The following is a 7,105-nucleotide window of genomic DNA, read 5'->3' on the forward strand; positions in this document are numbered from 1 at the left end:
CCGATCACCGATTGGCCGAGCCGACAGCGCGCGTCCGGTTCGTGGCCCAGGCAGCGACTCGGTGCCGTTTCGGCCCTGCACTCGTATCGACGGGCCGGTCTGCACGTCAGACTGTGCACTCGGAAGCGCGGAACTGCCGCACGCCCCGGTCCCGCCGACATCTGTTCAGACATATGGCGGGACCGACTGCGCTGGGCCTTCATCGCCGAGACGCGCCGGGCCGGGATCGCCGGTCCAAGACCCATACTGTGGCCAGCATGAGGCCACCGGCAAACGAGGCGAGCGCGATGAGACTGGCCCCGGTGCCTCCGTGGAAGGTGTCACCGTAGGCGGACATGGCCGGCAGCGTGGCGGTGTACCGGTCGAGGTCCAGGTCGCGACCCAGCGCTTCGAATGCGTGGCGGTTGGATAGGCCGAGACTCATCAGGCGTCCCGGCAAAGCCATCTCGTCAATGGGGACTATGGCGCCACCGAACAGAACCTGAGGGAAGCAGAGCATCGGCAGGGCGAGGGCGGCCTGCGCGGCGTTGGAGACCGCGGCCGAGGCGAGCAATCCGAGAGCCAGCGCCGAGGTCGCCTCGATCACAATCGTCAGAAACAGGAAGGCGGACACGTCCCACCCAACGGCGGGGAGCCGACCGAGCGCCCGCAGCACACCGAGGAGCACCGCGCTCACTCCTGCCAGCACCGGAAGCAGCGCTGTCACCTTGGATGTCACGTAAGCGCCCACGTTGAGTCCGGCCAGGCGCTCCCGCCGGAAGACGGCCATTTCCCCGACGATCTGGAGCAGGCCGTACGTAAGGCCGAAGAAGAAGCCTGCAAATGCGATCCAGAACACGATCTGGGCCGGGCCGAGGTCGGCTTGGCTACGCGGATCGAACGCGCCGCGCTTGAACAGCGTCGCCATCATCGCAGTGACCAGCACCGGTGACCCGAGCAGGACCGCCAGGGTCAGCCGGTTGCGAACGAGAACATCGACATTGCGTTGGGTAAGTAGCCACCATTGCCGGACCGGGCCCGTGCGCTTCACGTCTGAACTGGTGGCAGGGGCGGGCATTAGAGCCGAGCCGGGCCGGGCTTTCGACTGCCCACCGCTGTCCGCGAATCGCTTCGCCCAGATCTTGGGTGTGTGCTCACGAGCCAGCCGGTCGTACACCTCGGCTAGATCCTCCACGCCGAAGTAGCGCCGAGCCTCGGCCGGGCTGCCGGTGAAAGCCAGGTGGCCGTCGCGCGCCAGAAATACCACCCGGTCACACCGGTCGATGCCGGCCGGCTCATGCGTGGTGAGGACGACTGTGACTCCGCGCTGGCTGAGTCGGCGCAGCAGGCGCATCACGTCGGCTGCGGTCGATGGATCGAGTCCGGAGGTGGGTTCGTCGAGGAAGAAAAGGTGCGGCCGGGTCAGTAGCTCCACGGCGATACTGGCCCGCTTGCGCTGGCCGCCGGAGAGCGCACGGACCGGCACCTCGGCCCGATCAGCCAGGTCGAGATCATGCATAGTCTCTTCGACCACCCGGTCCGCCTCGGCCGCCGATGTGCCTGCGGGCAGCCGCAGCCGCGCCGCGTAGCGCAGCGTGCGGCGCAGGGGCATCTCGAGGTGGATGATGTCCTCTTGGGGCACGTAGCCGATACGGGAATCGGCGCTGCCTCGGGCCCCGCGCACGACGCCGTCATGCCGAACCTCCCCGGCAGACGGTGGTCGCAGTCCCGCGAGGATCTCCAGCAATGTGCTCTTTCCTGCGCCACTGCCGCCGGCAATGGCGACCAATTCGCCTGGTTCGATCGACAACGACAGCTCCTGGAGAATTTGCCGCGTCCCGACCTTCCTGCTTACGTTGACCGCATCGACCCGCCCGCCGCCCGGCACGCCGAGTGCGTGATCCGAAGTGCGCTTACCGCCCCGCTCGACGGTCGGTGGTTCGAATGTCGATTCGGTCGTGACCAGTGATCTCCGTGATTCCTGAACTCGCTTTGTCATGCCCTGATCATCGGTCCGCCGCCTACGTGGTCGCATGAGGCGTTTGCCTCAAATACGCCCACCAGGAATCGATCACCCCACCGGGCAGCGAGGCCACGCGCTAGCCCGAGCGACAGGGGTGTGCGGGGTGACCGGGTCGGGCTGAGCATGGTCAGCTGCCACAGCAGCAGTCTGGACTACCTCACGTGGCTGATACCCGAGCTGACCGCCTGTACACGCTCCCAGCTCATCATCCGTCTCCAGCGTCCGGCCGGGGTGAACGTCTGCTCGGGCGACGCTATCGGCGCGGATATCTAGGCACGCTGTTCGACGTCCAGGACGTACTCGAGGTCGCGGATGCGGTCGGCGGCTTCCGGCGAACAGCGGATGACGACGCGATCGGCGCCGCAGAGCTCGACGGGCTCGGCATCGACGGTCTGCAGCCAGTCGAAGAACACCCCTCGAATGCCCCCCTGTGGCGCACTCTCGTCGCGCAGGTATGGGTCGAGGCGAACGAGGTAGGTCCGGTCGCGCGCCGCCATGACGCTCTCCTCCGATCGTCCGACAACAATCGACATGCAGCGTCCGGTTGTCCCTTCAGGTGACTCTCACGTCCGTTCGCAGTTTTCGGTGTTCGAGGGTGATACCCAGTTCATGCGGCCGCACGCGATCGGCAACAGAATGCCAGGGGGCGGCCCAGTGCCAAGAGAACGGATCGGTGGTTCAGTCTGGCTTGACGGCATCCCAGGGCACCCACTGCCGGACACCTCAGTCAAACCTGCCTGCACCGGTGGAGTGCATGTATTCGATTACTGCACTGTTCGTCGACGGCGCGATCGAGGTCGGCAGCGACGCCGAGTTCGGCTCGACCGGGTAGCGACCTCTGCGGGTGCGTCACAGGTCGTTCTCACCCGGATCAGGCCCCAGGCAGCGTCCTTTGGGTGCCGAGCGTGTCGGCGGCGACTTTGGCGGCGGAGGCAAGCGCCAAGCGCAACTCCCCGCCGCGGGTGATCGCTGACGCGATCGGCAAAGCAACGGCGCGTTGCCGAGGATCGCCCACTCGGCCGGGTCTTGCTCGATGTTGTGGCAGCTTGTCTGGTTCACCGATCGCGCGGCAGGACACGCCGTGGAGCTTGCTCGGTGTCGGTTGTTGCCAGAGGTGGGCAGTGCAACCCGCTGGCGGACCGCGGTGAGTGTTTACGCTGCAGCCAGCGGTCCGCGAACGAGGCGCCGAAGCGCTCGAAACCTTCCCGGGCCAGCCTATGAGAGCCCTGGCGGTGACCAGGAGAAAGAGGGTCTGTAGTGAATTTCTTGTCGATTCTGTCGCTGCTGCTCAGCGCCGGAAGCAGCGTACTGTCCCTCGGCAGCAGCGGGCTCTGACCGCAAGGATCCGACCTCGCTGAGGTACCCGCAGTGGGCGAAGCGATCCCGACCGGTATCCATGCCAGACGTTACAGTGACTCTACTGACGCGACGACTGTTGTAACACCGGCTGCCGGTGATCCGACAAACCGGACATGTCTCTCAATCGCAAACAGCCGCAACGGTTTTTGGCTCGCGCAGGTGTCACCGCAGCGTTGACCGCCGCCGGGATGGTCGGGTTCGCCGCGCCATCTCCCGCGGTACCGCATGACCCGGGCTTTCCGTTCTCGCCGACGCTGACGCGCCTGGTTCCGACCAGCTGCTCCGCGATCATCGACGCGGTCACCGTGCGACAGGAGAAGGCCGGCACATTCGGCGTGCGGCTGAACGTCACCCAGACCGGGGAAAACTGCTCGGACTGGAAGGTCGCTGTGCGCTTCAAGAACCTCGATACCGGGTACGCGGACGGGCAGCAGCACCGCGTCGTGAACGGTGTCGTTCAAGACACGGTGGACGGCGTCATCGTCGGTTTCGGCACCGCTCCGGGCGTCGGCCGGGTGGAGGCTCGAATCGTCGCGCTGGACTCGAACAACAGAGAGATGGAGCAGATCTCGGGTACGGCGACGTTCACACTGAACTGAGCGCAAGTGCCGTCTCCACCGGTACCCGTAGGGTGGCTGGCCGCCGAGATAGCGGCCCTCGACTTGCGCTTGCGCGGCCATAGCGGCGCGGACGCGGATCTCGATGCGGTTGCGTTCGCCTTAGGGACGGCTGCACCGATGTCCGGGTCGTCGGCGGATCCGGCCGATCCGGGCGCCGACGTGATCGCACCGTCCGGGCGAAGGCAACCAGCGCGCTCGCGTCAGCGCTTGACCACCTGCGTGCCACCCGCGAAGTTGTCGTGCCAGCCTTGCTTCGTCGAACTCGCGGTCACTGTGACAGCGATCGCGATGGCCGCGAAGAACCAGAAGATACCGCCGACCCACGGAATCAAGTTGAACAGCATGTACGCGTTGCGTTTCGCCGATTCCACGACATTCGGCTTCGCCGCGCCACCGGCCCCGGTGACATGCAGTCCGAGGACCTTCTTGCCCGGCGTCGACCCGGTCACCACCTCGAAGAATACGAAGTACAGGAACCCGAATCCGGCGCCAGGAAGAATCGAAACCCATCCCGGCAGGTCGGATACCCGCTCGAGCACCCAGAACAGTAATCCACCGATGATGCCGGCAATGATCCAGTCGATGAATCTGGCCGCGGCACGGCCTCCGATCCCGGCCGCAGCGACACCGACCACCTGCCCCGGATTCTGGCCGTACCCACCCGCAGTCATCATTCCTCCTCATATCGATCCCATGTCCGACCGCACACTCACCCGCCGGACTGGCGCGTCGCCCGAAAACCTGTCACTCAGGACATTGCACAGATCGCAACGACCACTGTAGACCGAGAGTACCGACTCCAGTGCACTATCGCCCGTTCGCCGGACGTGAATTCATCTGCCACGCACCACTTCTGAAATTGGATACTGAGCCCGCCCAAGTCTCCTCGCCTCGGTGGCGGCGTTCAGGTTGCTCTTGTGACCTGCCGCCACGGCGATCCGGCTTCGGGCGATCCACGGCTACTACTGTTTCGGAGCGGCTGCGCAGTCTCCGCCGCGCCTCGCGACCGAACGCGTCACCACCGGACAAACCCAGCTGGATCAGCCTATAAGCCTCGCCGACGGACAGCACGCGGTCCATGGTCGGATCGATCAGCGCATTGGATTCGATCGTCACTCGCGGCTGCCTTGACCGACCTTTCGGCTCACGCTCCCTTTGTCAGTTGAGTAACGAAGCGCGGGGGCGCGGCGATTGCGACACAGTACCCAGAGCCGCTCTCGCCGAAGGCAACTCGCCATCGAAGAAAAGTCACAGATGAGGTCAGATGCCCTACGAATCCGCTCCGTTCTTCCGGCGTCTCGCCGCAAGGCTCCTCGACCTTGCTTTCTGCCTGCTACTCACATTCGTCGTCGCCGTACCCGTCGGAATTCTGTTGGTCCCGGTCGCCTTGCTGACGACCGAAGCCCATGAAGCGGTGGTCTACGGATCAGCGGCGTGGTTGTGCTACTTCATCGCCTACGTTGGATTGGAAGTCTTTCTGTTGATCCGACGCGACGGACAGACTCTCGGCAAAGGGCTTCTCGGACTTCGGGTAGTACCTTCTGGAGAGTGGGCTCGGCCAAGGCTGGAATTGCTGCCGGCAGCCTCGCGCATGCTGATCATCTTCCTGCCGTTCGTATTCATGTCCCTGTCGGGATCGAATCCGGAATCAGCCATACTCAATGGGATCGCCGTTGTCGGCTTCCTCGCGCTCATTGTGAGCTTCTTCCTCGCGGCGAATCCCGCAGGAAAACGCCTGGCCCTGCACGATCTGGCAACTGGCAGCCGGGTGGTACGCGCGGCCAAGCGAAAGATCGAGTCGTTTCTGGTCACCTGGTTCGCGCAGCGTGGTGCCAGGGGCTTGTGAGCCGGTGTGGGCGTCAGCGTTTCTTGGAAACGTGCATGGTGATCCGGGCGGTGACGAAGGCTTTGCCGTCGGAGTCGAGGATATCGACCGGGACGACGAGTTCGGTGGGTTCGTCGCCGAAGTCGGGAATGGGGTCGAGGGAGGCGACGGCGGTCACTGCGGTGGTTGCCTTGGACTTGTATTCCACGGTCATGCCGACCGGGATCCACCGGTGGGTGGCGGGGATGGTGGCGTCGGTCATCATGCCGCCGGCGAGCTCGGCCATGTTGCACGAGGCGATGGCGTGGTAGGTGCCGAGGTGGTTGTGGACGCTGCGCCGGTTGGGGGCGCTGACCCGGCACAGTCCGGGCCGCAGCTCTTGGAGAAGGGGGTGCACGCTGCGGAAATAGGGGGCTTTGAAGCAAAGCGCCTGGGTGAAGAACCAGTTGCCGAATGGCAAGCGCTGCAGTGTGTTCCAGAGCGCGAGATTGGTGCCGGCCGGCTTGTCCGTGGTGGTTGTCATCGACGGTCTTCCTCGGTTCGAGCGGTGTCAGCGCAGTGCGGTGGTGACCGCGCTGTACATGGTGGTCTTGATGGCGGCGAGGGTGGCGGGGTCCTTGCCGAGAATGGGGGTGAGCCGGGTTATGGAGGTGGTGAGGACCTGGGTGTCGGCGGCGGTGGCGTCGACGAGCCCGGCAGCCAGGGCGTCCGGACCGTTGAAACGGTAACCGGTGGTCATCGCTGTCACGGCGGCCTGGGGGCCGAGCTTGGCCTGGATGAGCGCGGCCATGCCTGGGGTGAAGGGGATGTTGATGTCGACCTCGGGAAAGCAGTAGTAGCCGCGGTCTTCACGCATGACGCGGTAGTCGTGGGCGGTGGCCAGCATGGCGCCGGCGCCGAAGGCGTGGCCGTTCACCGCGGCGATGGTGGGCAGCGGGAAGGTGAGGATGCGGGCGAACAGTTCCTGGACGCGGCCGACGTACCATTCGGCGCGGTCGCCGTTGGCCATCAGCCAGTCCAGGTCGAGACCGTTGGAGTAGAACTTGCCGCTGCCGGTGGTGACCAGCCCTTGCGCATCGCGCTCGATAGTGTCGAGGTGGGTGTTGACGGTGTCGAGCCAGTCCGGGGAGAAACGGTTTTCGTCGTCGCCGAGGTTCAGTACGGCGATCTTGTCCTGGTAGTGCAGGTTCGCGGTCATGGTGTTTCCCTAAGTTTGTAGGTGTCTGGGGTTGGTGCCCTGGATGCCCAGGGTGGTGGGGTGTAGCTGATGGGTTTTTGCTTCGGTCGAGGCTCGAAAGG

Annotated in this window: 8 protein-coding genes; 2 read left to right on the forward strand and 6 right to left on the reverse strand. The window is 65.0% G+C overall.

Annotated elements, in window-relative coordinates; all coding sequences use genetic code 11:
• Nucleotides 1–199: 199 nt before the first annotated feature.
• Nucleotides 200–2,014, reverse strand: a complete 1,815-nt coding sequence (locus tag ACIA5H_RS31880; protein ID WP_397079468.1) for an ATP-binding cassette domain-containing protein — start codon at nt 2,012–2,014, stop codon at nt 200–202.
• Nucleotides 2,015–2,271: 257 nt separating this feature from the next.
• Entirely contained in the window at nt 2,272–2,499 is a 228-nt protein-coding gene (locus ACIA5H_RS31885) for a hypothetical protein (RefSeq protein WP_397079470.1), read from the reverse strand.
• A gap of 975 nt (nt 2,500–3,474) precedes the next feature.
• Here ACIA5H_RS31885 and ACIA5H_RS31890 point away from each other — a divergent pair.
• A complete protein-coding gene (locus ACIA5H_RS31890) occupies nt 3,475–3,960 on the forward strand; it encodes a hypothetical protein (RefSeq protein ID WP_397079472.1) in 486 nt (161 codons plus the stop codon).
• 221 nt (nt 3,961–4,181) lie between these two features.
• On the opposite strand, the gene ACIA5H_RS31895 is transcribed toward ACIA5H_RS31890, so the two are convergent.
• The gene (locus ACIA5H_RS31895; RefSeq protein ID WP_397079474.1) at nt 4,182–4,655 is read right to left on the reverse strand and encodes an RDD family protein; all 474 of its coding nucleotides are present in this window, start codon (nt 4,653–4,655) and stop codon (nt 4,182–4,184) included.
• Nucleotides 4,656–4,788: 133 nt separating this feature from the next.
• Nucleotides 4,789–5,097: a hypothetical protein gene (locus ACIA5H_RS31900; protein WP_397079493.1), complete on the reverse strand. Its 309-nt coding sequence runs from the start codon at nt 5,095–5,097 to the stop codon at nt 4,789–4,791.
• A 148-nt stretch (nt 5,098–5,245) separates the two neighbouring features.
• Between ACIA5H_RS31900 and ACIA5H_RS31905 the strand changes: the two genes are divergently transcribed.
• Nucleotides 5,246–5,827, forward strand: coding sequence for an RDD family protein (locus ACIA5H_RS31905; RefSeq protein ID WP_397079476.1), 582 nt, complete (start codon nt 5,246–5,248; stop codon nt 5,825–5,827).
• Between the two features lie 13 nt (nt 5,828–5,840).
• Here the strand turns inward: ACIA5H_RS31905 and ACIA5H_RS31910 are convergent, their stop codons facing one another.
• Complete coding sequence (locus tag ACIA5H_RS31910; protein WP_397079478.1) at nt 5,841–6,329, reverse strand: hotdog fold domain-containing protein; 489 nt, start codon at nt 6,327–6,329, stop codon at nt 5,841–5,843.
• Between the two features lie 27 nt (nt 6,330–6,356).
• A complete protein-coding gene (locus ACIA5H_RS31915; RefSeq protein ID WP_397079480.1) occupies nt 6,357–7,004 on the reverse strand; it encodes an enoyl-CoA hydratase/isomerase family protein in 648 nt (215 codons plus the stop codon).
• Nucleotides 7,005–7,105: the final 101 nt, after the last annotated feature.

This window comes from Nocardia sp. NPDC051900, assembly GCF_044452545.1.
Classification (GTDB): Bacteria; Actinomycetota; Actinomycetes; order Mycobacteriales; family Mycobacteriaceae; genus Nocardia; species Nocardia sichangensis.